The organism is Mastigocladopsis repens PCC 10914 (assembly GCF_000315565.1).
GTDB classification, from domain to species: Bacteria; Cyanobacteriota; Cyanobacteriia; order Cyanobacteriales; family Nostocaceae; genus Mastigocladopsis; species Mastigocladopsis repens.
In genome coordinates this window covers 5,487,478-5,511,265 of record NZ_JH992901.1, presented here as the reverse complement: position 1 = coordinate 5,511,265, position 23,788 = coordinate 5,487,478, and the positions used below count along the sequence as shown (strand labels likewise).

General features: G+C 43.3%; 24 protein-coding genes and 1 tRNA gene. 12 read left to right on the top strand and 13 right to left on the bottom strand.

Annotation, left to right across the window (positions count from 1 at the left end; translation table 11 throughout):
• The first annotated feature begins 9 nt into the window (after positions 1-9).
• The 4 genes from MAS10914_RS0126520 to MAS10914_RS0126505 all read left to right on the top strand — a co-directional run bounded on the left by MAS10914_RS0126520 (position 10) and on the right by MAS10914_RS0126505 (position 4,018).
• Positions 10-1,128, top strand: coding sequence for a T3SS effector HopA1 family protein (locus MAS10914_RS0126520; RefSeq protein WP_017318973.1), 1,119 nt, complete (start codon positions 10-12; stop codon positions 1,126-1,128).
• Complete coding sequence (locus MAS10914_RS0126515; protein WP_017318972.1) at positions 1,125-2,171, top strand: aldo/keto reductase; 1,047 nt, start codon at positions 1,125-1,127, stop codon at positions 2,169-2,171. Before MAS10914_RS0126520 ends, MAS10914_RS0126515 begins: the two co-directional genes overlap by 4 nt.
• Before the next feature lie 48 nt (positions 2,172-2,219).
• The gene (locus MAS10914_RS0126510) at positions 2,220-2,972 is read left to right on the top strand and encodes a peptidylprolyl isomerase (RefSeq protein WP_017318971.1); all 753 of its coding nucleotides are present in this window, start codon (positions 2,220-2,222) and stop codon (positions 2,970-2,972) included.
• Positions 2,973-3,802: 830 nt separating this feature from the next.
• Positions 3,803-4,018 (top strand): hypothetical protein, encoded by a 216-nt coding sequence (locus tag MAS10914_RS0126505; protein WP_017318970.1) that lies wholly within the window; start codon positions 3,803-3,805, stop codon positions 4,016-4,018.
• A gap of 143 nt (positions 4,019-4,161) precedes the next feature.
• Here MAS10914_RS0126505 and MAS10914_RS0126500 read toward each other — a convergent pair whose 3' ends face one another.
• The 5 genes from MAS10914_RS0126500 to MAS10914_RS0126480 all read right to left on the bottom strand — a co-directional run bounded on the left by MAS10914_RS0126500 (position 4,162) and on the right by MAS10914_RS0126480 (position 8,668).
• Positions 4,162-5,259 carry a glycosyltransferase family 4 protein gene (locus tag MAS10914_RS0126500; RefSeq protein ID WP_017318969.1) on the bottom strand — a complete coding sequence of 366 codons (1,098 nt, stop codon included), beginning with the start codon at positions 5,257-5,259 and terminating at the stop codon, positions 4,162-4,164.
• A complete protein-coding gene (locus tag MAS10914_RS0126495; RefSeq protein ID WP_017318968.1) occupies positions 5,260-5,817 on the bottom strand; it encodes a Uma2 family endonuclease in 558 nt (185 codons plus the stop codon).
• A 65-nt stretch (positions 5,818-5,882) separates the two neighbouring features.
• Complete coding sequence (locus MAS10914_RS0126490) at positions 5,883-6,728, bottom strand: glycosyltransferase (RefSeq protein WP_017318967.1); 846 nt, start codon at positions 6,726-6,728, stop codon at positions 5,883-5,885.
• Between the two features lie 141 nt (positions 6,729-6,869).
• Positions 6,870-7,601, bottom strand: a complete 732-nt coding sequence (radC, locus tag MAS10914_RS0126485) for a RadC family protein (protein WP_017318966.1) — start codon at positions 7,599-7,601, stop codon at positions 6,870-6,872.
• A gap of 128 nt (positions 7,602-7,729) precedes the next feature.
• Positions 7,730-8,668, bottom strand: a complete 939-nt coding sequence (locus MAS10914_RS0126480; protein WP_017318965.1) for a phosphoribulokinase — start codon at positions 8,666-8,668, stop codon at positions 7,730-7,732.
• Between the two features lie 127 nt (positions 8,669-8,795).
• On the opposite strand from MAS10914_RS0126480, the gene MAS10914_RS0126475 reads away from it, so the two are divergent.
• Complete coding sequence (locus MAS10914_RS0126475) at positions 8,796-9,461, top strand: class I SAM-dependent methyltransferase (RefSeq protein WP_017318964.1); 666 nt, start codon at positions 8,796-8,798, stop codon at positions 9,459-9,461.
• Here MAS10914_RS0126475 and trhO read toward each other — a convergent pair.
• Positions 9,403-10,344, bottom strand: coding sequence for an oxygen-dependent tRNA uridine(34) hydroxylase TrhO (gene trhO / locus MAS10914_RS31185; RefSeq protein ID WP_017318963.1), 942 nt, complete (start codon positions 10,342-10,344; stop codon positions 9,403-9,405). The genes MAS10914_RS0126475 and trhO overlap by 59 nt on opposite strands.
• 84 nt (positions 10,345-10,428) lie before the next feature.
• Here trhO and MAS10914_RS0126465 point away from each other — a divergent pair.
• The 3 genes from MAS10914_RS0126465 to MAS10914_RS0126450 all read left to right on the top strand — a co-directional run bounded on the left by MAS10914_RS0126465 (position 10,429) and on the right by MAS10914_RS0126450 (position 13,868).
• Positions 10,429-10,501 (top strand) — tRNA-Ala (locus tag MAS10914_RS0126465).
• 227 nt (positions 10,502-10,728) lie between these two features.
• Positions 10,729-11,691 carry a DUF4351 domain-containing protein gene (locus tag MAS10914_RS0126460; RefSeq protein ID WP_017318962.1) on the top strand — a complete coding sequence of 321 codons (963 nt, stop codon included), beginning with the start codon at positions 10,729-10,731 and terminating at the stop codon, positions 11,689-11,691.
• 716 nt (positions 11,692-12,407) lie between these two features.
• The gene (locus tag MAS10914_RS0126450; protein WP_017318960.1) at positions 12,408-13,868 is read left to right on the top strand and encodes a S8 family peptidase; all 1,461 of its coding nucleotides are present in this window, start codon (positions 12,408-12,410) and stop codon (positions 13,866-13,868) included.
• A 118-nt stretch (positions 13,869-13,986) separates the two neighbouring features.
• On the opposite strand, the gene MAS10914_RS0126445 is transcribed toward MAS10914_RS0126450, so the two are convergent.
• The 3 genes from MAS10914_RS0126445 to xth form a co-directional block, all read right to left on the bottom strand.
• Complete coding sequence (locus MAS10914_RS0126445) at positions 13,987-15,483, bottom strand: HlyD family efflux transporter periplasmic adaptor subunit (RefSeq protein WP_017318959.1); 1,497 nt, start codon at positions 15,481-15,483, stop codon at positions 13,987-13,989.
• 122 nt (positions 15,484-15,605) lie between these two features.
• Positions 15,606-16,481, bottom strand: a complete 876-nt coding sequence (locus tag MAS10914_RS0126440; protein WP_017318958.1) for an SDR family oxidoreductase — start codon at positions 16,479-16,481, stop codon at positions 15,606-15,608.
• A gap of 73 nt (positions 16,482-16,554) precedes the next feature.
• On the bottom strand, positions 16,555-17,337 hold the full coding sequence (xth, locus tag MAS10914_RS0126435; RefSeq protein WP_017318957.1) for an exodeoxyribonuclease III: 783 nt from the start codon (positions 17,335-17,337) through the stop codon (positions 16,555-16,557).
• Positions 17,338-17,711: 374 nt separating this feature from the next.
• Here xth and MAS10914_RS0126430 point away from each other — a divergent pair, with 374 nt between their 5' ends.
• The 3 genes from MAS10914_RS0126430 (at position 17,712) to MAS10914_RS0126425 (ending at position 20,141) form a co-directional block, all read left to right on the top strand.
• A complete protein-coding gene (locus MAS10914_RS0126430) occupies positions 17,712-18,779 on the top strand; it encodes a glycosyltransferase family 4 protein (protein ID WP_017318956.1) in 1,068 nt (355 codons plus the stop codon).
• A gap of 59 nt (positions 18,780-18,838) precedes the next feature.
• Complete coding sequence (locus MAS10914_RS33245) at positions 18,839-19,024, top strand: hypothetical protein (protein ID WP_071599861.1); 186 nt, start codon at positions 18,839-18,841, stop codon at positions 19,022-19,024.
• An 88-nt stretch (positions 19,025-19,112) separates the two neighbouring features.
• Positions 19,113-20,141: a zinc-dependent alcohol dehydrogenase gene (locus MAS10914_RS0126425; protein WP_017318955.1), complete on the top strand. Its 1,029-nt coding sequence runs from the start codon at positions 19,113-19,115 to the stop codon at positions 20,139-20,141.
• Positions 20,142-20,156: 15 nt separating this feature from the next.
• Here MAS10914_RS0126425 and MAS10914_RS0126420 read toward each other — a convergent pair whose 3' ends face one another.
• Entirely contained in the window at positions 20,157-20,636 is a 480-nt protein-coding gene (locus MAS10914_RS0126420; RefSeq protein ID WP_017318954.1) for a hypothetical protein, read from the bottom strand.
• Positions 20,637-20,905: 269 nt separating this feature from the next.
• Between MAS10914_RS0126420 and MAS10914_RS0126415 the strand changes: the two genes are divergently transcribed.
• Positions 20,906-21,514 carry a hypothetical protein gene (locus tag MAS10914_RS0126415; RefSeq protein ID WP_017318953.1) on the top strand — a complete coding sequence of 203 codons (609 nt, stop codon included), beginning with the start codon at positions 20,906-20,908 and terminating at the stop codon, positions 21,512-21,514.
• Here MAS10914_RS0126415 and MAS10914_RS0126410 read toward each other — a convergent pair.
• From MAS10914_RS0126410 to MAS10914_RS0126400, 3 genes are all read right to left on the bottom strand, one after another.
• Positions 21,511-21,858 (bottom strand): hypothetical protein, encoded by a 348-nt coding sequence (locus tag MAS10914_RS0126410; protein WP_017318952.1) that lies wholly within the window; start codon positions 21,856-21,858, stop codon positions 21,511-21,513. The two genes, MAS10914_RS0126415 and MAS10914_RS0126410, sit on opposite strands and share 4 nt — an antisense overlap.
• 28 nt (positions 21,859-21,886) lie before the next feature.
• Positions 21,887-22,807, bottom strand: coding sequence for a DUF4351 domain-containing protein (locus MAS10914_RS0126405; protein ID WP_017318951.1), 921 nt, complete (start codon positions 22,805-22,807; stop codon positions 21,887-21,889).
• Between the two features lie 89 nt (positions 22,808-22,896).
• The gene (locus MAS10914_RS0126400) at positions 22,897-23,757 is read right to left on the bottom strand and encodes a fructosamine kinase family protein (protein ID WP_017318950.1); all 861 of its coding nucleotides are present in this window, start codon (positions 23,755-23,757) and stop codon (positions 22,897-22,899) included.
• Positions 23,758-23,788 lie beyond the last annotated feature (31 nt).

Here is a 23,788-nt window from a genome sequence, read left to right as displayed (position 1 = left end):
CAGACTATTATGCAATTGCTGGATTCTCCGCAAAATCAACTGCCAGATACCGCGACTGAACAACTGCGGGCTTCACTTGAAGATATCGCTAGCAAAGTTCAGATCCAGTCCAACTTCTGTATTCGCCATCCAGACTATAAACCCTTAGAACTTCCGGCTGAGGCACTAGACCGCTTTCAGCAAGTGCCTTTAGAGCTTCAGAACAAGTATCGGAGCCTGCAACTACAAAGTTTTCTCTACGGCACCTATTACAACGGTTCCCTACGACCTGCCTTCACACCAGATGCAAATTCAGATGGTTTAGCCCTGCACCAGAATCTAGAGAACAATACCTTCTTAGGCGTAGACGTAGCATTTTACGAGCGATTGCACGAAAGCAATAGCGGTGAAGGCTACTTTGACCCAGGTTGGTCTGTGCTGAAGCAAGAGAGTGATGACAGCCTGGTCGTGACCAAGAATGGTTTAACCCTGTATATCGAGCGCCAGCGCCATCTACACCCAGAAGCGCAATCTGCGGCTGTTGGTGACTTAGTTGCCATCAAGCTGCCTCGCAATCGCGTACAAAACGGATTTTATATGGCAGTTGGCAATGCGGGTCCAAGTCGCGGTAATCCAGACAGTCATTCGGAGATAGTACGCATCTACTTCAATTTAAGCTCTGAAGGTGCAGTTGCGGTGATGGGCAGCCTGACGCGGCAGCTAAATGACATCACCCTTCCCTTCACTTTTAAAGCGTTATACAACCCTTCAAACTACGGGCGCTATGACTCAGCAGTGCTCTACTTTGACAAAAGCAACTACAAAGCCGTCCGGCTAGTACTTCAGACTGTTTATGCAGAACACCAATCGCAGTTTCAGCCCGAAGTGCCTCTGTTCACCAAGTGGCTGGCACCGGGACTAGCGCTAGCCGAGGAACCAAACCACAAATTTGCTGAGTTAGAAAGTTTCGGGATGAACCGCTGCCAGATTGTTGCCAATGGCTTGCTAGAAGCTTGGCAACAAGGGGATGACTCAGCTAAGGGGCGGATGAGTTGTATCCTAAAACACTTCTCCTTACTGGGGATTGAATTGCAGCGTCCTTACCTAAATGCCAACTCTGAGGACATCTACACTTCCTTGGACTTATGAAAATCACTAATCTCGTAACTGATCCTGTGCAGCAGCCTGTAGTCCCATCCGTTGAGGTCGCTGCTATCACTAAATTTCCAGAGTCCGATCTGCCTTTTTACCGCAAACTTGGGCGGACTGATCTAACAGTCAGTTGCTTAGGATTGGGAGGCGGGGGACACATCTCCAGTGAGGATACCCTTTATGCCTTCAAGCAGGGAATTAACTACTTTTTCTACTCTAGCGATCTGCACCACTATCTCTACAGTTCCATGGCTGAGGCACTCCGCAACTTATGTGGACGTAAATCCTCAGTCCGAGAACAAGTCGTTCTGGCAACCGTGACTTACGTCCTTAAGAGTCCAGAGTCTGTGCTCTCATCGCTCTACGACCAATTGACAGACCTGAAAATGGACTACATTGATGTGTTTTTTTGGGGCTGGGTTGGCAGCAAAGATGGTGATACATTTCAGGATTGCTTGAGCGTCTCTGACGATCTGCGAGGTCCTAATACCGCTTATCAGCGGACTATCGAACGAATGTTTGGCACCTCGGAGCGCCTCAAAAAAATGGGGATTGTACGCTACATCGGAGCCTCTTTCCATGACCTCAATCTAGCCCGCCAATGGCTGGACAGCCCCCTGCTTGATGTCGTCATGGTCAGACACAATGTCGCTCACCGCACCGCCCAGAGTCAGGTTTTCGCTCATCTAGATGCCCAAGACCCCCAGCGACCAGGCATTGTTACGTTTAAATCTGCTGGTATGCAGGGTCCCCTCTGGCACGCCCCTCCAGGTCTTCCAGCAGAGTGTTGGCAGCCTTCTGTGCCTGATTTCTATCGCTATGCTTTATCCCAGAACTGTGTGGACATCGCTTTGACAGGTTGTCGAAGCCGTGAGGAGATTGATGCGGCGATCAGCGGAGTCCAGAAGGGTAAATTGACTCCTGCCGAACTGGACTACCTTAACCTTTATGGCGATTTACATCGCCATCGGCTGAAAATCCAAGAGGTTCCACCAGAACGATTACTGTACCGCTCTGAGATGGCAATACCTACGCTGTAAAGTTCTCTTTAATACAAGCTCTTTAATACAATCTCTTTAATACAAGCCATGGAAGAAACTTTGGAAAAATTGGCATCGCCGGAAATTTCCCCTATAAAAGATGCAGATATCATTGCTTACCTGCGCCGTTCCTATAAATTTGCTGAAATTGCCGCTCTAGCTGAACGAGATGCACTGGTTTTAAACACCTGTGAACAGCTCGGCATTACTGTTTCTGATGAAGAGTTGCAAGCAGCCGGAGATGCCTTTCGCTTGGAGTACAAGTTGCTGGGAGGTTCTGAAACCTTTGCATGGCTTTCCCAGCAGCGGATTACCGTAGAAGATTGGTCTCAAGGAATTAGAGTAGCGCTGCTCACGAAAAAGTTACAAGAACATCTCTTCGGTGCAGCTGTCGATAGTCAATATGTTAGCAACCGCAACAATTTTAAACGCGTTGCTCTCTCTCAGATTCTAGTGCTTGACCTAACAGAGGGTTTGAAAATAGCCCAGGCACTGCGAGAGGAAAACGCTTCCTTGTGTGCTTTAGCATTGGAATACTCGAAGGGTAAGCAGTCCCGAGAAAATGGTGGCTTTGTCGGGATTCAGTTTCTGGCAGAACTGGTGCAGGAGGTTGCAGAAGCTGTTGCCAAAGCGAAGGAAGGCGAAGTGATAGGACCAGTTCAAACGAAATTTGGCTATCACATTCTTAGAGTTGAAAAGTGGTTTCCGCCTCAACTCAATGAATCAGTCAGAGAGCGAGTTTTGGAATCCTTTTTTCAGGCTTGGTTACAGCAGCTAAGCCATTTTAACTATCGTACTTAATAGATTCAGTATTATGCCTACCTCAGCGCTCATTTAAATTACTTCCTGAATCAAAAAATCAGGTGTGCTCCTTTAGGAGTCAAGACCGTTCAGTTAAGGTTATTCGTGAGATTTTCTGGTATGTAGAGACGTTGCAATTGCAACGTCTCTACATACGTTATTGCTCTTGCAAATAATCTTATCTAAACCGTATGGCTTTAGGGGTCACGATTGGTTTGAGAATCTGGGGCGGAGTGACTGCAAAGACGCAGCAGAAATCTCCATCCTCCGCGAACCATACCCCTTTTTCCACATCTTGTGAAAAGTCCAATATAAATTGAGAGTAGAAATTTAATGCAATATAAACATATTTTGAATCCGTTTTTTGGGAAAAATCCATATTTATCGCAGGTAGAATTAGGAGAAAAAAAGAAATAATTAAGCGACTTATCTAGAAACAAGATTTCTAATGCAAATTCAAGCATTCCTAAATAGGATTTTTCTAATCTTCTGCCTTGAATAAGTAAGTAGGCGAGAAAAAATCAAACTATGTAAAGAAAAGAAAAGCTTGAAAACTGGCTCGTAGTAAGCGCTTACTACATACCTTTAATTATTTACGCCGACTTACTTATGAACGTTAAAAACTGGAAAAAAGTTGTTTTTTTAGAGAGAGTAGTTGCTCTAGTTACAAGAGATTTGAATAGAGAAATAACTCCTTCAATTAAATCCGAAAAAGAAGTTTCAGAGGCTTGAATTACCAGTTTTCGAGTTTGTATTCTATTAGAGAAAGCTAGGCAATTGACAGTCTAGCTTTATCGAAAATCACTTTACTGAATTAAGGATATTCTCAAATGGCTAACATCAAACTCAATGACCTGCGCCCGGTTGGCTCTGATTTCTTTGCTGATAACGAAAGCTACCTGAACGAGTTAACAGATAATGAACTGGGAGTCACTGGTGGCATTATTACTCTTGACAGTGTTGCCTCGTTGGCGTCTGCCCTTAGTATACCCACTGCATTGACAAGCGAAGTATCAAGCGCTCTAACAAGTGTTATAGGTGGCTAGGTGTTGCAACTAAAGACCACTGAATGTTACTAGCCTAGAAACCTGGTTTCTTTAAGAAACCGGGTTTCTTTCCCTGAACGCTCCTTAACCGTCCAATTGACAGATCTGAGAATGGACTACTTAGCTGTTCTGTCGTGCATACTTTAAACATAACGTGATAAAACTTCAACAGTAGCAAGCCCTGTTTTTTCCCAACTGAACTGACTAGCCCTGCTAATACCTTGAGTAGAAAGATGCTGACGCAATGCTGAATCAGTTGCAATTGTTTGCATCGCTTCAGTCATTTCTTCAACGTTGTAAGGATTGATAACAACAGCAGCGTCGCCAGCCACTTCTGGTAAAGATGAGAGGTTTGAGGTAATCACGGGAGTACCGCAAGCCATTGCTTCTAGAACTGGAAAACCAAACCCTTCCCAAAGACTAGGAAAGACGAGGGCTGTAGCACCATTGATGATTTTGGGCAATTCGCTGTAAGCAACGTAGTTGAGGAATTTTACCTTATTAGTTATACCTAATTCCTCAACTTGCTTTTGTAAAACAGGAGTATAGCGTTTATCTGGTGGTCCTGCTAACCAAAGTTCATATTCCCTATTGTTAGGTAGTGCAGCGAAGGCGGTCATGAGTCTGTGCAGGTTCTTGTAGGGGTCTTGTCGCCCAATGTAGAGAAAATAGGGGCATCCTGTGGGGCGGACATCTTGTCCGCCATTCTCTAAATAAAGCGGGCGAAAATGATTGGCATCATGTGCTAGGAGAATAGGGGTAATTTTACTTGCCCGAATGTGATAAAAGTCGGTGATATCCTTTGCCGTAGCGTCAGAGTTGCAGATGATATGTTGCGCTTGGGCGAGAACTTGGGGAACGTAGTAGCGCGAGAAATTCGTCAGTGGCGACAAGAGTTTGGGAAAGCGCAACGGTATCAGGTCGTGAACCATTACGATAAAACGACAATCGGTATAGAATGGGGCTTCCGGAATAGGAGAAAATATAAGTTGAGATTTCAGCTTTTTATAGATTTGCGGTAGTTGAAATTGTGTCCACACAAGGCGGTCAAAATGTCCTTTTGTCCCTTGAGCAGGCGTAAGATTATCTGGTATTGAATAACAGTTAAATTCAGGGTAGTTTTGGGCGGTTAATAGGGTAGGATTGAGAGTTTTTAAATAAGGAAAAAGATTTTTAGCATAGTTGCTTATGCCTGTAGGTTGAGAAAAAACAATGGATAAGTTAAATAATATTTTGCTCATCTACTCAAAGTTAACTCGTTCAGAAATCTGGCAGTGAGGAATTTGACAGTTACCTGAAACTAGGGTCAAAACTCCATCCTTGTCATCAGATTCTCGAAATAGCCAGTTCCCTTCTAAAGTTTTACTAAACTGCTCAATATGGATTTGATATTGGTCAATCAGAACATATTCTTGAAATTGCGGGATGGAACGATAGTAAGTGAACTTGTCACCCCTGTCGCGGCTACTAGTAGATTTGGAAAGAACTTCAAAGATAATACAGGGATTCAGTACTGTATCGGTACGTCCTTCCTCAAACATGGGTTCATCTTTGATAATCAAGATATCTGGGTAGGTGTATTGGCGGTAGCGAGGAATCCATAAGCGCAGAGCATTAGCGTAAACGTAGTAATCTTGCTCCCTGAGTGCAAGGGTAAGGGCGATTATTAAATTAACAACAATCCGGTTATGATTAATCGAACCACCTGTCATGGGAACAATTTCTCCATCATTATATTCACTGCGGTAGTCGGTGGTTTCCTCAAGTGAGTAATAACTAGGGGGTGTTTGTACAAACACAGCAATAGCCTGTGGGTTTTTTGTCTTCTGCTGGCTAACATTAGCCTAGCATTTTTTGAAAAAAGTTAAGGTTGCGTTCTCCTCCAATACATTAACACGCCACCAAATTTACCAAATGCTACTTTCGGTTTTATAAAAATCAAAATTAGAGCATAACAAATCAAGCGAATTAGCCTTAAGGTGAGAATCAATTTATTTGTATATCTATCTAAAGATAACAAATACCCATAGGTACTATTTTTGATTTTTCTAAAAATATACCTATTAGTAATTGAGGAGGGCTGGTGCAGCACACCAAACTGCTTAGTCACTGCAATTAAATGTCCTTGATTAGCATAACGTCGGCAAAAGTCAAAATCTTCATAGTAGAGAAAGTAAGCAGAGTCAAACTGAGGATACTCATCAAATTTACGAAGATTAATGAGCAGGCTACAACCTGTAATCCAATCACAAGCAACATAGTCTGCATCTGCATCGGTCAACAAATCTTGAGTGATAATTGCCCCTGTTGAAGGAATAAAGCGACCGCCGGCAAACCAAATTTCGCCTGTGGGAGTATGAACAATCGTGCCGAGTATGGAAATTTCTGGATGAACTTCAAAGAAAAACTGAACTTTAGACAAAGGATTTTCTGTGAAATAAGCATCTGGATTAACTATCCAAACAATTCCTTGAGAATCTTGAGTGGAAATCCACTTTATTCCTAAATTACAAGCTCCGCCAAAACCGAGATTATTTTCAGCATTAAAAATAAATACCAATTCATGCTTTAGATGATAAATAGAATGATCATCGAGAGAATTATTAATAATTACTATTTTGTAATCATTATTTTTAGAAGCAGACAGAGAGCTAATTAATTTAGTAATGAGATTGCTAGAATAATAATTGACTACTAAAAAATAAATCATGTTAGTTCATTCTGCAAATAGACTCGTTGAAAAAGTATAATTAGGAGATAGTTTGAACCACAGATGGACACAGATTAACACAGATAAATTATCTGTGTTAATCTGTGGTTTCATTCTTAATATGAGTAACAGCTTATAACTTCAATCTCCCTGCGGATAATCCTCCCACAATGTTGTTATTTCCCTCAGGCTCTGATGATTGCCATCGCCTAAAATCAGATGGTCTAAAAGAGGAATGCCCAAAAACTGCGCTCCAACTAATAACTGTCGCGTCAACTCGATATCTTCTTGACTAGGTTCTACGTTTCCAGACGGATGGTTGTGGGCAACTATGACTCGCGTTGCTCCTTGGCGAATGACTTCTCGAAAAATTTCGCGAGGAGGGGCTAAAGTTTCCGTTGCGGTGCCAATGGTAATAACTTGCGTCCCTAGCAGGCGATTCTTCACATCCAACAGTAACACTGCAAAACGTTCTTGATTTTGCCACATTAAATCTTGACTCAGAGCAGCAGCCGCCGCCGCTGGGCTATCAATTAACGTGCGTTCTCCTGGACGGGATTGAAATGCTCGTTTACCCAATTCAATCGCCGCTAAGATAGTCGTGGCTTTTGCCGGACCAATACCAGGAATTTGCATCAACTCGGCGGCGCTGACATCTCGCAGAACTGCCAAGGGGTCTCGCTGGTGTTTGCTCAGTTCCTGTAAAATATATTGCCCCAGGCCCACGGCAGATAACTTTCCGTGTCCTTGACCGGTGCCTAACAGAATTGCTATTAACTCGGCTGTAGCTAAAATTTTAGAACCATGCGTTAATAACCGCTCGCGCGGACGCTCAGTCTCTGGTATATCGGCAATTCTGAGGCAATAAGTCATAGACAAACACAGGGGACAAATGATGATATATGTACTTATTCCTACTTATCCCCTGTAACCCTGAAAACCTTTACATAGTTGACAAAATATTTAATTTTCGTCTTTTTTTCCGTATTTTCCCAAGTTTTCTACGGTAATATTTGTGTGGCTTTAAGCACGTGATACGTAATTAACAGCTGAGTGAGGGCAAGAGGGTAACTCTGGATGGTTTCCCCAGTTGTCCCTGCCACTTTGCCTAACTCTGGGTTGCCTTCGCGATCGCATATACTTTTTAGGTAGGGCATATCTGCACAAAGGATTTGTTCTAACTTATTGACTTGTTCTAAAGTGGCATGACCATCTACTTCCAGAACATCAACTGGTTTGCTCATATCCCGAGCTAACCCTAAGCGGATTGCTGACTCAAAACTACCATCACCGTAGTAGATAATCTGGCTAAAATCTGGATGAGGAATCGTAGGACGAAGTACCAGACGAACATTTAGGTGTCCATTGCTTTGCTCCAAATCGTCATTAGGAGGGTAAAAACTCACCACAATATCTGACCATTGGCGTTGTGGACGGATAAAGTGTTCAGAATCTGCTTCGCGTTTTCTGAGTTCCTCAAGCACTTGTTCTTCTGTATACCCTCGCTTTTGCGTATCCCGCTTGACTTTCCACGCTTGCCTTAAGGACTCAGGGGGAGCAAGGTAAACTTTCACGTCGTAGCAATCACGGGCGCCACGGGTGGAATAACCCAGCAATCCCTCCACAATGACTAATTTACTTGGCTTCACATAAACTGGTGGCTCAAAGGTTCCTGTTTTGTGGCTGTAAACAGGCTTAAGAATTGACTGTCCTGTCCTTAGTAATGACAGGTGCTGCTGCATAATATCTAGATAGTTGCAGTCAGGATGAAGAGCAGTGATACCAATCTCAGCACGTTGCTTACGGTCGTACTTATGATAATCATCTGTACAAATAACCGTAACATTCTCCGGTCCAAGAACCTGAGCAATCCCCTTAGTCAGTGTTGTTTTCCCAGCAGCGCTGTCACCAACAATACCAAGAATGATAGGACGGCTCATGACTCCCCCTGACTGAAGTTACAGTAAAGTATAATTATAAATTGTAGGTTATTTTACTTATTTTATATAAAAAATAAAATAATGATAAAAATACAATTAGCCCGTCATTAGCTATTAGCAGCAGAACATGGCAAATAAAACGTTGGGACTCGAAAAAAGTCTTTATGACTACTTGCAATCTGTTTCGTTGCGAGAGCCAGAAATATTAGCGCAATTGAGGGAGGAAACAGCGCAGCATACGATGAGCAGAATGCAGATTACTCCAGAACAGGGGCAATTGATGGCATTGCTGATCCAATTGATGGAAGCAAAGAAAACTCTAGATATCGGTGTTTTTACGGGATACAGTTCCCTGGTGGTAGCACTAGCATTGCCACCAGAGGGTAAGGTCGTTGCTTGTGATCTGAGCGAGGAGTATACGGCGATCGCCCGTCGCTACTGGCAGCAAGCAGGAGTAGCGGATAAAATCGAGCTACACATCGCCCCAGCACTGGAGACTCTAGAGAGTCTGATAGCAACAGCACAAGCCAACACCTTTGATTTTGCCTTCATCGATGCAGATAAAAGCAACTACGATAACTACTACGAGCGAACATTACAATTAGTGCGTCCGGGTGGGCTGATTGCGATTGATAATGTGCTGTGGTCAGGGCGAGTTGCAGATCCCCAAGAGCAAGACAACAGAACTAACAACATCCGCGCCTTTAATCAGAAACTGCATCAAGACCCACGAATCACGATGAGCTTGGTGCCAATTGCTGATGGCTTAACTTTGGCACTGAAGCGTCGTTAGTTCTCTGGTAAGCCAAATCCAACTGTCGTTTTTTCTCCTGCTGACGTATCTTTTTTTCCTCACAGAGACTATCAAAACAATAAGGGCAAGAAACACCTTCTTGGTACTTGGGAGATAATTTATCAGCTTCCGAGATAGGACGCCCACAACTGGGGCACATATCATAACTACCCGGTTCCAAAGCGTGACGCACAGCGATGCGTTGGTCAAAGACAAAACACTCGCCATCCCACAAACTCTCAGACTCTGGAACTTCCTCTAAATATTTGAGAATCCCACCTTTTAGGTGATAAACCTCTTGAAACCCTTGAGACAGCATGAAAGAAGAGGCTTTTTCGCAACGAATTCCCCCAGTACAAAACAGCGCAACCTTTTTGTGTTTCTTGGGGTCGAGGTGGTTGTGGACATACTCTGGAAAGTCACGGAACGATTCAGTATGAGGATTTTGTGCTCCTTTGAACGTTCCGATACTCACCTCATAATCATTGCGTGTATCAATCACAGTGACTTCTGGATCTGAAATGAGACCATTCCAATCCTTGGGGCTGACATAGTTGCCCACCTGTTCGTTAGGGTCAACTCCTGGCAATCCGATAGTCACAATTTCTTTTTTCAAACGCACTTTCATGCGCTCAAACGGTGGGTCGTCAGCATAAGACTCTTTATGTTCCAAGTCTGCCAAGCAGGGGTCGGAGCGCAAAAAGGAGAGAACCGAGTCAATCGCTTGACGCGAACCTACTATCGTACCGTTAATACCTTCTGCTGCCAATAGAATTGTCCCCTTAACGCCATGCTCTTGGCATAAAGACAGCAGAGGGTATTGTTTGTCAGCAAAGTCTGGCAGCCTGACAAATTTATAGAGTGCTGCAACAACTAATGTCATTTTTTTGTTAATCCCCTTTCGCAAAACAAGAGTACAGGTTAGAATAACAACGGCAGTATAAAAGACCTGCCTTCTTCATCTTAAGGGGGTATAGCTCAGTTGGTAGAGCGCCTGCTTTGCAAGCAGGATGTCAGGAGTTCGAGTCTCCTTACCTCCATCAATACAGTTCTTCTGGGGCGCACATCTTGTCCGCCTAAAGATTAGGACGGACGAGAAGCCAATCCTACAAGAAATCTTTAAATGTGATGCATTCAATTGAGAACCGCTATAACTTAAAGTTACACCGAGCGATCGCGTGAGGATATACCGCGTCAACAAAAACCGCTATATTGCACGCCCAAGCTTGATAATTGAAACACCAGTACCATATGAGCAAGCTCATTCATGACCTCCGAACGCGAAAGGGTCGATAATGATTCACCCTGGAAAGAAATCTTAGAAGCCTACTTTCCCCAAGCAATGGAATTCTTCTTTCCTCAAACAGCTGCATTAATTAATTGGGAACGTCCCCATGAATTTCTCGATAAAGAATTCCAACAAATAGCCCGCAATGCCGAACAGGGAAGAAGATACGCAGATAAATTGGTCAAAGTTTGGCAAATTCAAGGAGAAGAAATTTGGTTGTTAATCCATGTCGAAATCCAGGCAAAACCGGAAGATAGCTTTGCAGAAAGAATGTTTTCCTACAACCTACGAATTTTTGACAGATTTGCGAAACCAGCCATTAGTTTAGCGATTTTGTGTGATACAGACCTGACATGGCGACCAAATCAATACAGTTATAATTATCCCGATACTAGTCTGCATTTTAAATTTGGAACCATCAAACTTCTCGATTATCAAAACCGTTGGACTCAATTAGAGAAGAGCGATAATCCTTTTGCAACGGTTGTGATGGCACATTTGAAAACACAGCAGACGAGTAAAAAGCCAGGAGAACGCAAAACTTGGAAATTTAGCTTAATCCGCCGATTGTACGAATTAGGTTTTCCAGAAAAAGATATTCGTAACCTTTACCGCTTCGTGGATTGGGTTATGATTTTACCAAAAGCATTAGAAGCAGAGTTTTGGCAAGATTTTAAGGAGTTTGAGCAGGAGCGTGCAATGAGCTATATCACTACAGGCGAGCGCATTGGCTACGAACGTGGAAAACAAGAAGAGGGACAGACTATAATTGTGCGGCAACTACAAAGACGAGTAGGAGAGCTATCTCAAGAGGTGAAAAAGCAAGTACAGGCTCTTTCGCTGGAAGATTTAGAAGTACTTGCCGAAGCTTTATTAGATTTTACAGCAATGGGTGACTTGCTCAATTGGTTACAAGCACATCTCAATTCACCTGAAAACTGATGCAAATGATGCAAATACGGTATAAAAGGCATAGGAACCTGATAAAGTAGCTGTTAAAGCTGTCAAACAGGCAATTGCTCCAATCGCAGCTTGCTTGTTTACCTCTGTCTGGCAGTCTTTTCTATTTAGTATTTGTTTATTTGCACCAGCACAATATAAGAGAAAATCTAAACCTAGATTGCGTTTATCATGTCGCATCAGACTCATTGTTTAACTCGACAATTACATAATTCCACTGGTGTATTGGAGTTAGACCTTGAGTAATTTGAGTAATTTGAGTTGCTGATTTTACTTTTTTCGAGTATCAGTCAGTGTAAAGTGTCAAGTAAAATAACGCCTCAAGGTATTTACCCACATTGTTTTCCCCTGCATTTAAACTAACTTGGATTGGCATCTCCAGGACTTACACAGTCTGCTTTTTTCCTCTGTGTTCTTGCCTCTGCGGTTATTTAAATATCAGTAAGGTTCAGATAAGATGATTTGCTGGTGTGATTGCCCATGTAGAGACGTTGCACTTGCTAGTCTCTACACAGATTTTTTAGATACTATTAAAGCTTATTTATAGAAGCCCAAAAAATTGTAAAAAAATTAGCATTTTTTCTTTGAATTAAATAGTAATTATTGTTTCAGTAGAAAGATTTTGTAGATGAAAGCCTTATTTCAAAAAAAGGTTTTTGCAAATCAAAAAGAGAGAGATATTTGAGGGAAAAATACTGATGTCCAGTGATATTAATAGTAACAATTCTTTTTCTAATCAAGGGTCAAATATCACTTCTATCTCCTCAGTAAATTCCTTTGATTCCAACAACGACTACAGCGTAAATTTGAGCGGTCGTAGTAGCTTTGACCTAGCTACGAATGATAATGAGGAACAATTGTTGAATGACAATGGGTATAACTCCACCTCTGGCTATGGCTTGATTGATGCAGCAGCAGCCGTGAGTCAAGCGGTTGGTCAAAATACCTTTGCTGATGTTTCTGACCTTGGTAGTAATAATTGGGGAGCCGACCTTGTGAACGCACCAGAAGCTTGGGCACAAGGATACACAGGTCAAGATGTGGTTGTTGCTGTTCTGGATACTGGGGTTGACTACACCCACGATGATTTAAACGATAATATCTGGACAAATAGCAGCGAAATTGCTGATAACGGCAAGGATGATGATGGTAATGGCTATATTGATGATGTCTATGGCTGGAGCTTTGCTGACAACAACAACAACACCTTAGATAATAGTGATTATGGTCATGGCACCCATGTTGCTGGCACTATTGCTGGGGAAAACAATGGCTTTGGTGTGACTGGCATTGCATATGATTCTAAAATTATGCCAGTCAAAGTCATGGATGATCAGGGTTCAGGCTCTTATAGTTGGGTTTCTCAGGGTATTTACTATGCTGTCAATAATGGAGCTGATGTGATTAACCTTAGTCTCGGTAGCGATTATCCTAATAGCACTTTAGAGGAAGCTATTGAGTATGCTAGCAGTAAAGGAGTGGTTGTTGTTATGGCTGCTGGCAATGATGGTGACTCACAACCTGGTTATCCAGCCGGCTATGCAGACACAACAGGAATTGCAGTTGGAGCAGTTGATCAAAATAACAACATGGCTGACTTCTCCAACCAAGCGGGAACAAATGAACTCACTTACGTCACAGCACCAGGAGTCGATGTATACTCTACAGTTCCGGGAAACAACTATGCTTCCTATAGCGGCACATCTATGGCAACTCCCCACGTTGCTGGCGTAGTCGCCCTCATGCTCAGTGGTAACCAAAGTCTGACTGATACGCAAGTGCGTCAGATGATCTCCGAGACAGCAGTAGATAGTACAAAAACCGCAAGCTCCAGCTCAAATGACTTTGTAACACAAAGCAATCTCGTCACTTCTAGCTTTCATGTTACACAGTACCAGGATAGCTCTTTGTGGGCTGGTAAGACGTCCACCTCACAAGACCAATTAAATGATGTCAATAATGTGCAAACCTCTAGCTTCAGTACCAGTTCTACACTTAATCACAATGATATGTCCCTCAGTTCAAGTCTCGGGTCGCGATTCTTAAGCTACCAAACCATAACGGACAGCGATGTAAAATATAGTACCTTTGATAATAGTGGTACTAATTCTGAAGAAATGCTGGGGGAGTATTGGGAATGGTTAGATAACTCTAAATAGGGTAAAAAATTATAGCTAATACCCAAACGGTGTGAGATGGAAGGGCGATTGCATCAAGGCGCAGCACTCCTTTGCAATCGCCCTTGGCGGGTGCTCTGCACCATCGCACCCCTTAAACCTACCTGACAGAAAATGCCTCGCTAAAGCGACGAGTAATCGGCTCAATTAAGAATGTTAAAATCGACTTTTTACGAGTGACAATTTCACCATTAGCAGCCATCCCCGGAGTAAACGCGACTTCTTGACCGCGCACCAATATCGCGTGTTTGTTTAGCTTAATTCTAGTAGGAAAAACTAAGCCCATTTCCTTATCAACAATAGCATTTGGACTGACTTGCACCACCTCGCCATTAATAATGCCAAATTCTTGGAAGGGGAACGTCGCCATTTTCACCTTTGCCTTCATTCCCTGGTGAATAAAGCCAATATCCCGGTTAAGAACTTTCACCTCCAACAAGAGTTGTTCTCCTTCTGGCAAAATAGACAGTAACTCTTCACCTGATTGGACTGGTCCTTTTGTAGCTTTGATTCTATAGATGGTACCTGCTACTGGAGCTTTAATAGTTTCCCTGTCTTGTTGCTTCCGTGCCTGATTAAGCTGACCTTGAATTGTGGTCAGTTCTTCTTTACGCTTGTTAATTTGGGTGATAATTTCACTTTGACGCTGTGATTCCAGACGTTGTACTTGATTGCGAGCAGCTTGATATGCTTCTTCAGCTTGGCGAATTTCTTGAACTTGAGCAGCAATATCCTTTTCTAAGGATGTGACTTTGTCTTGAGCTTCTGTCACCTTATTTTGAGAGTTTGTCACCTCATCATTCGACCTGGTGATTTCCGCAGTCACACGATTTAGTCTTTCTTGCGCGTCTAGGTAATCAAGTCGAGGGAGAGCACCAGAAGTCACTAGGGTTTTTAGGCTTTGTTCCCTTTTTTGAGCAATGACTAAGCCGCTTTCAACTTTAGTACGAATATTTTGAGCGTTGACTAGGTTAGTTTTGGCGTTGGCAAGGCTAGTTCTTGAGTTTACCAGATTTTCTTGCAACCGAGTTTGACGCACTTTTGCTTGGTCAATCAGCGCCTGTTGGCGGTTTGCTTCGGCTTGGGCTGCGGCTTGACGCGCTTGGTAGTCTCGTAAACGAGAGTTTAACAGTTCATCTTGAAGTTGTGTACCGGCAGCTTTCGCACCCGTGCGTTCTGCATCCAAACGCCGTAAATCTTCCTGAATCAATTTAGCAGATGTGGCTAAACGAGCAACATCAACTTGTTGCAAGTCTGGGTCACGTTGAACGAGGGTTTGACCTTTGATAACGCGATCGCCTTCTTTGACGTTGACCGCAACAATTGTTCCATTACCTATCGATGTCACGGGTCGTACCTGTGTGGAAGCGATTAACTCCCCAGGTGCTGTCGCTACTTCATCTATTTGCGAAAAGTGTGCCCAGGCGATCGTCCCTATTACCACAGCGCTCACTGTTCCCGCTAACAATCTAGTATACAAGGGCGGCAATTCCTGTACCGCCTTACCCAGCTCATACGATAGATGTTCATCAGGTTTTACGAATCGCTGTTTTGTTTTACGTGCTTGAGCAGCATTTGCAGCTAGAGAATATTTCATAAGATTTTAGATTAGGAAGTAGGAATTGTTGGTTGTTAGTTGTTAGTTGTTAGTAGTTAGTTGTTAGTTTTTGGTTGTTCTTAACCACTATCCACTACCCACTAACTACTAACACTTTCTTTTTAAACTGCTAGATACCGTCGCAAGAAATTTTCTAATGTTTCCAACTTAAAGTTGAAAATATCCTCCAATTTGGCAATTTCCTCATGTGTACAGAAAAATTCATTACCTAGTAGTGTACGAAACGTTCCCAATGCTTTTTGTGCTTGAGGATTGAAAAAACCTAATGCACCGCGTAAAGCATCTACTGCAAACAGTGGCGGGTTAATCAGCACTGGCTCTTTATTAAAAATGCGACTAAAAATTTTAGGAATATCCTCTCGCGATAAAATCTCTGGTCCCCCGACTGGTAATATCTGATTGCGAGCAGCTTCAACTGTTACAGAATCTACCACTATCCTTGCCAAATCATCTGTACTCACAATAGAGGTACGGTTTTTGGGATCGCCAATGAGCAGGTAAAACCCCGTTTCTCGAAAACGTTCTGCCAATGGCAGCAAGTTCGATGCTAATCCAGCTGGGCGTAAAATAGTGTAGTTTAAGCCACTAGTTTCCAGGTATCGCTCTACTGCTCGTTTTGCTTTAAAGACAGGAGCATCCTCGTATCCCCGGTCTGCTCCTAGCACAGAAATGAAGACAAAATGCTGTACTCCATTAGCTTTTGCGGAGTCTATGAGTTCAATGTTGGCGCGGTAGTCCAAAGATAGGGCATCACCATCGGAACCATGTGTGCTGATTATGTACTGTACGCCCTGACAAGCTTTTTGGATATCTTTTTCTTGGCGCAAATCACCAATAAAGATGTTAGCTCCTCGGTGTTCTAACTCGCCGTAACGCGAGGTGAGGCGGACAAATGCCCGTACCTGCTTTTCTCGTTCACGTAAAAGTCGCACGACTCTGCGACCTATTCCCCCAGTGGCTCCAGTGACTAGAAACATATCAATTTTGGATTTTGGATTTTGGATGAGTCAATAGTCCAAAGGTTTTTAACCAATGACTAATGACTAAATTCTAAAATTCGACAATCACAGGCGCATGGTCGCTGGGTTGAGGTAACTTTCTAGGAGCTACATCAATCGTGCAACTTTTAGCACGTTCATATAAGTTGGGTGTGAGATAGTGATGGTCAATACGCCAACCCAAGTTACGGCGAAAAGATGCAGCACGATAGTCCCACCAGCTGTAATGTCCGCCTTCAGTTGTAAATTTGCGAAAAGCATCAGCAAATCCTAATAAAAGAATATCCCGCAAGGCTTGGCGCTCTGGTTCTGATGCCATGACGTGATTTTGACTACTAACACTATCGTGAATATCTCTAGCTTCTAAAGCAATGTTAAAGTCTCCACACATACAGATTCTTGGTGAGGACAAAAGAAGCGATCGCAAATACTCCCGCAGCACTGTTAACCAGCCCAGCTTGTAATCATATTTTTCGCTTCCTATGGCTGATCCATTGGGTACATAAAGATTGACAATTCTGATCCCGTCAATGACACCCGTAATCACCCGTTTTTGTTCATCCCAATCTTGCTGTACGTTTGACAAAATAGGCGTAAAACCACGGCTGACATCTTCTAATGGTTGGCGGCTTACTATGGCAACACCATTGTAAGCTTTTTGCCCTGATACATAGAGGTGATAGCCCAATTGCTCGAAAGGCGCACAGGGAAATTCCGCATCTACAACTTTAGTTTCTTGCATACATAGGACATCAACGTAATTCTGACTTAACCAATCAACAACGTGTCCTAGACGAGTGCGAATCGAGTTGACATTCCAAGTAGCAATTCTCATATGAGTCATTTAGTCAGTACTTATTAATTATTCTCTCGAGCACTCGATTTCCCTCTCCTGCATCGCTTGCAAAAATTGATCCCGTTTAGAAGATTTAGTATGTTTCGTTACAAAATCCTTGAATTATTTATGATCCCCAAGATAGATGCATTCTGGTCTTGACAAAGAGTACTATAAAAGCATAGTCGTAGTACAGTCATAATGACTAGTGTAAAATTAGTCATGAGCTATCTCAGGGTACGGTTAACCGAAATTGCGCTCTAGTGAGTGAGTCAGGTTAACTTAAAAGTCGATGGTTAGGTACAAATGCTCTACCATCATCAGATGTAGGTCTTGGCTATAAGACCGTTTCACCTGCTGAACCAAAACAACTTATGAAAATCGCTCAAGTAGCCCCCTTATGGGAACGGGTTCCTCCTCCTACATATGGAGGAATAGAGCTAGTCGTTAGTCGCTTGACCGATGAACTGGTGCGTCGAGGTCATGATGTCACTTTGTTCGCATCTGGGGATTCGCAAACATTGGCTAGGTTAGAAGCAGTTTATCCTCGTGCATTACGCTTAGACCCAAATGTCAAAGAGTACACGGTGTACGAAATGCTGGAACTCAGCCAAGTTTACCAGATAGCACAGGAATTCGATATTATCCACTCCCATTTGGGAATATCGGCATTACCTTTGGCGAGTTTAGTGCCAACACCCACAGTTCATACCCTGCATGGCAGGTTCACAACAGATAACAAGAACGTATATGCCCACCATCAAAAGCAACCATACGTTAGCATTAGTCACGCGCAGCGTGAAATAAACCTGAATTATGTTAGCACGGTCTACAACGGGATTAATCCAGAAGATTACCCTTTTGTCGCCCAACCTGAAGATCCGCCCTATTTGGCATTTTTAGGACGATTTTCGCCAGAAAAGGGACCGCAACACGCGATCGCCATTGCTAAGGAAACTGGCTGGAACCTAAAGATCGCAGGAAAGGTTGATGTAGTAGACTCTAAGTTTTTTGAACAAGAGATTGCTCCTCACATTGATGGTCAGCAAATTCAGTACTTAGGCGAAATCAACCACGCCGAGAAAGTTGAACTGCTGGGCAATGCTGCTATCACTCTGTTCCCAATAACCTGGCAAGAACCGTTTGGCTTGGTGATGATTGAATCGATGGCAACTGGTACACCAGTTATTGCCCTAAATTTAGGTTCTGTACCAGAAGTCCTTGCCCACGGTGTATCAGGTTTTGTTTGCCAAAAGTATGATGATATGGCAGCAATGATTCCAGCTGCTTTGGAACTGAATCGACAAACTTGCCGAGAGTATGTAGAAAACAAGTTTAGCGTCATCCAGATGGTCAATGGGTACGAGGCGGTCTATGGAAAAATAATTAAAGACCGCATAAATTCAAACGGTCGTATTCATGCGACTAAAATCCAGTTTTAATTAACACTTTTTTAGTGCATCTATAAAATCAACAATTTTTCACAAGGAGGGCATCAATAATGAGCATGAGAGCCAATAATTGTCCATGCTGTGGTGGTTCACTCTTGCGTCATGTCCGTCACGGTGAACTCTACTGGTTTTGTAAGACCTGCTGGCAAGAAGTCCCTGTGTTAACTGTCAGTCAGATGCCAAACGTGGAAGGAAGAAACACGGGCGTTGTTCCTCAACCAGCAGTGAAATCCTAGGTTTCCAGAACTTAAGACAGATTAACTCGTAAAAAGTTCCCAACTCCACCTGGTAAAATCAGGTGGAGCAAATTACTGGGTACAAGCTGTGTTAGCAGCGTTACTTTACGGCAAAGAAAATTTACGTTTAGAAGAAGTCACTGACCCAACTCCCGGTGTGGGTGAAGTCGTCATCCGAGTGGAAGCAGCGACAACTTGTGGTACGGATTTAAAAGTTTGGCGTCGTGGCGGTCATGCCAAGATGCTAAAACCGCCTACGCTATTTGGTCATGAGGCGGCAGGGCAAATTGTAGCGGTAGGAGAAGGTGTTACGGGTTGGCAAGTGGGTAGTCGCGTGGTGGCAAATAATTCTGCCCCTTGCATGAATTGCTTTTTTTGTCAACGCCGAGAATACTCTCTGTGTCCAAATTTGACATGGAATAACGGCACTTTTGCCCAATACTTGAAAATTCCCCCACCTGTTGTGCAACATAATCTGTTGCCCATTCCTGAGGACTTGCCCTATGAATTGGCGGCAATGACAGAACCTCTCGCTTGTGTGCTGCATGGAGTCGCCCGTTCCAACGTCAAAGCTGGCGATCGCGTGGTAGTGTTGGGAGACGGAGCGATTGGGTTGATGTTTGTAGCAAAGTTGGCTCATGATGCACAAGCTGAAGTGTTGCTCTTTGGCGGCAATGACCAAAGGCTAGAAATTGGGGAAAAACTGGGCGCGGCAAAAACCTTCAATTACCGTCAACTGCCGGATATTTCCAGTTTGGTCAAAGAACTGACACAGGGATGGGGTGCGGATGTGGTAATTGAAGCCACTGGTGTACCAAGTGTCTGGGAAACGGCAATTGCTTGCGCCCGTCCCGGTGCAACAGTTAACCTATTCGGTGGTTGTCCACGGGATACGACGATTAGTGTGAATACAGAACAGTTGCACTATAGCGAACTTACGCTTAAAGGGGTGTTTCACAACACTCCTGAATTTGTCCGCGCCGCGCTGTCACTTATTGCAAGTAGGAAGATTCCCTTTGAGTTACTTATCAGTGAACACCGTGCGTTGAAGGATTTAGAACAGGTGTTTTGTGATATGAGGGAGCGTAAGGTCATTAAGGTAGCGATGATTCCGTGAACTATTCATGCTTGCTCATGCACCTGCTGTGGCAGAGCCAATGAAAATCAAGTGTCTCCTTAGATTTTCTGGCTGTGTAAACGCCTTATATTGAGCCGTCATCTCTGGAGTCAGCAGGTTTAGCAATAATCTGTTTTCCAACCAGAACTCAATGTAATCGAAGCCGAAGTTATTACGCAACACCTGCCAACCTTCACGTTGGGCAATTCGCTCAATTTTTTCTACGCTGACAGGTACAGATATAGCTGCATGGGTAGCTGTGAACCCATAAGGACTCTCTTTTTGCACATATGAATGCCCCTCATTACTTTTCCCTGGCACTATCTCAGTCCCCAAAGAATATACTTCAATTTCTGTACCGTATTGATCGAAAGGAAAGACGATATAGCCGTTAAAGACAAAAGGATGGTGTGCAATTTGTCCGTTCCAGAGTTCAGCAAGAACTTGGGCAACGTGCAAGGAGTTGTGAGCAGAAATACTCATATGATGAATCATAAATTTGTTATGTGATGAAATTAGACGACTGCTGAGAGAATTCTTAAAAAGAATATAGATGTAAGGCTGCTCTTGCTTATGCACTTCCGATGAGGTTGGGACTCTATTCTTCGTTGTGAGCTTTATTTGCACAAAAAGGGAAAACTAAGATTACCCTCCCGTTAAGCTATGAGGTTGTTTCATTCCGCTTGTCAGAAAGGTTGATGAAACGACTGTGTTGTTGTCAATCAGCTATCAGGGAGGATCGCCATGCAACTCCTGAAGAGAAAATGCTAAAAAAACCTCTATATAACTATTTGATTCTGCCTTCCCTTGTTCCCTGCTTTTGCCTCACAACGCTTTTTAATTTAAAAGCCAATGCTTTACCAGGACAACCTACAGAGGAAGTTGGTGCTTGGATTAAAGCACATCCCACACTTCGCCCCAATACTGGAGAGCGATTTTTGGTGCAAAAGAGTGACACAGCTGCCCAAAGGTTTACCTTTCAAGCATCGGTATTACCTCCAGGTAAAGTCGGGTTTACCAAAGACCGCAGCACAATTCGCACTGAGCGCATTGCAATGTATGATGCCATTAACGGTATGACATTTGGGCGGCTCCAGGAATCTTTACGGGTAATTTATGGCTTGGATATCTATCAAGATTTTAAACGAGCTCAGGTGGTGTACGAGTATCCTAACCAAAGTGCGATTAACTCAGCTCGTTTTGCAAAAACTCCAATTAGAGAAGCTTTACAGGGGGAGTTGCGTGTAGGCGATCGCTATGTCTACTGGGTAGAAGTTGCACAACCCAAAGAAGGGAAAGCATTCACCGGTCAGATGACAATTTTGCTCAAATCTGACTTAGATAAGATGGAAGCAGAACTGCGAAATCGTTAATGTAAGCTTTGCCATTCACCAGAAAAGATACTTTCAGTTGCGATCGCAATTCTTAGTAAATCTTCCTTTAGCAGCGGTGGCCATTCAACCCCGACTTTACGTCCCGCTGCAAACATCTGTTGAGCCTTAATTGTTAACTCATACAGAGCGTAAGCCAGTTTTTTGTCTATAACGGTAGCATCTTTTAGACTTTCAAAAACTACTTTCAATGCCAATAAAATCGAGGTGATCTGACCAGGTACTGGCGGCTTTCCCTGTTGCAGACGCATTAACAGCGGATCTGGGTTTTCCTCAGTGATGACTGTTTGGTCAATCAGGAATTTGCGAGCTGTTTCGTAATTCATTTTAGAGGAGTATCCATCATGCTGTTACCTACCTATTTCCCAACCAAGCCTCTAAATCAGCAACAGTGTTGAAATCCAACAACGCCTCAGCCAAATCCTCTAACTCGGCTGTTGACAAATTTTGAATACGTTCTTGCAACTGGGAACTGACTCCACTGAAGCGTCGGTTGAGTAGGCGTAGAACAAGCGTTGCTGCTTCCTGCTGCCTTCCCTCCTGCCTTCCTTGTTGAATACCCTCTTCCATCCAGCTAGTGACGATTTGCATAACTTCCTCCTGCTGCCTTGGTTCAATCGTAGCAAGTTGTTCTTCAAACACAGCTTTTTCTTCAGCATTCAACTTGAGGTATGTATCAATAAAGCCAGAAATCAACTGTACTTGTGCGGGGTTTAGTCCTAGAGTAGATAGCAGTTGTAGCGACACTAGCTTTACTGTAGGACGTTCTTGAGCATCCATTCGCATTTTGGACATCAAAGCACTAGCTACTGGGTTCTGGTGATTGACAAAATCCTGCCAGTTGAGACAATTTAGTTGAATCACCCTATAGTTAAACTCTAATACTTTCCAACCGGGAAACTCGATGCTATAGGAGTTGGCTTCTGGACGCTGGGGGAAGTCATGGGAATAAATGACTATCGGATAGACTGGTAGGTCATATTTCTCGTGTAAGCGTGCGAAGTAGCGGAACATCCGCGCATTAAAATCGCTTTTGGTATAGGATTGATGTTCTGTGTGGATGATGAATAGAGCCTTCTGATTTATAAATGCTGCTTGCACCAATAAATCTACAATTTTGCGCTCGCCTTCTGTAATATCGGTAAACATCTCTTGCGGCAAAAATTGCAGAGAGTCTCTATCCCAGTAAGCGCTCACATCAGGGAAGAATAGCTCGATAAACTCTGGAAAGAAGTTGGAGAGAAGTTCTTTGAATAGGCGGTCGTGGTCAATCATTGAGTCATTTTAGCTGGTTATCCGCCAATATATAGTAAAACAGCTAATTTTAAGTTGGAAAATTAGCTGTCTTGAACAATAGCGTCAATTTAATTCAAAATATGAGCAATCATCCGGTTTGCTTGCGACAAGTAACCACCACCGAATAAATTGAAATGATTCAAAATGTGATACAAGTTGTAGAGAGTTTTTCTCTGCTCATACCCTTCATCTAAGGGCCAAACTTCGTTGTAACCCTGATAAAACCCAGCTGAGAAACCACCAAAAAGTTCGGTCATGGCGATATCAACTTCGCGATCGCCAAAATAAGTTGCTGGATCAAAAATCACTGGTTCTCCGGACACAGTACAGCCAGCATTTCCTCCCCACAAATCACCATGTACCAAAGAAGGTTGCACTTTGTGTGCTAAGAGTTCAGGAATCACCTCTAGTAACTCTTTCTCTTGGGGAAAATGCCCACCCCGCCGCCTTGCCAACTGGAATTGATAACCCAGCCGATGTTTAGTATAAAATTCCGCCCAATCTGTAGTCCAAGTGTTAATTTGAGGCGTGCTGCCGATAGTATTGTTGATTTTCCAACCAAAACCTTGGCTACTGGTAGCTTTGTGCATCGCTGCTAACTTGCGCCCCATTTCTTGCCAAGATTTCGTATCACCAGAACCCATTTCCAGCCACTGCAACACCAAATAGCCAGAATTACCAGTTGTACCCCAACAAATGGCTTTGGGAACGCGGATGGTAGCTGTTTGGTACATTTGCTCTAAGCCCAGCGCCTCTGCCTCAAACATAGCAACTTGCGATGCTTGGTTGAGCTTCACGAAGTAAGTACGCTGACCATTAGAGACAGCATAACCTTGGTTGATGCATCCACCACTCACTGAGCGTCGTTGTGACGATTGAAATTTTTCGCTCCTCACTTGGCTAATATGGGCATCAATTTCAGTCCACATCATAAGAATAGGAAGTAGGTAGTTGTTAGTT